This is a genomic window from Pseudaminobacter soli (ex Li et al. 2025) (assembly GCF_003012705.1).
GTDB classification, from domain to species: Bacteria; Pseudomonadota; Alphaproteobacteria; order Rhizobiales; family Rhizobiaceae; genus Pseudaminobacter; species Pseudaminobacter soli.
Window position 1 is genome coordinate 1 of record NZ_PXYL01000087.1, and the last position, 303, is coordinate 303.

Genomic DNA, 303 nt, shown 5'->3' on the forward strand with positions numbered 1-303 from the left:
GCCGTGCCACCGCCACAACGGCTTTCGCCATCCCGCGGCGTTTGGCGATCTCCAGCCCCCATTCCCGGAGAGGGGACGACTTCTTCGAGAGCCGCAGGATGATGCCGGCCGCCTCGACGAGCACCCATCGGATGCTCGGATCGCCACACTTCGAGATGCCCTTTTCCTGGTCGATTTCTCCCGATTGATATCGCGTCGGCGTCAAACCGAAGTGAGCAGGGACAGATCGTGATCGCCCAAACCGGCCCGGCTCATCGACCCCAGCGCGAAAGCTCAAGGCCACCATCGATCCGACACCCGGCG

General features: G+C 64.0%; 1 protein-coding gene. It reads right to left on the minus strand.

Annotated features, from left to right (window positions below; translation table 11 throughout):
• A partial coding sequence (locus C7I85_RS30355; RefSeq protein ID WP_146149035.1) for a transposase occupies positions 1-303 on the minus strand: 303 nt, incomplete at both ends.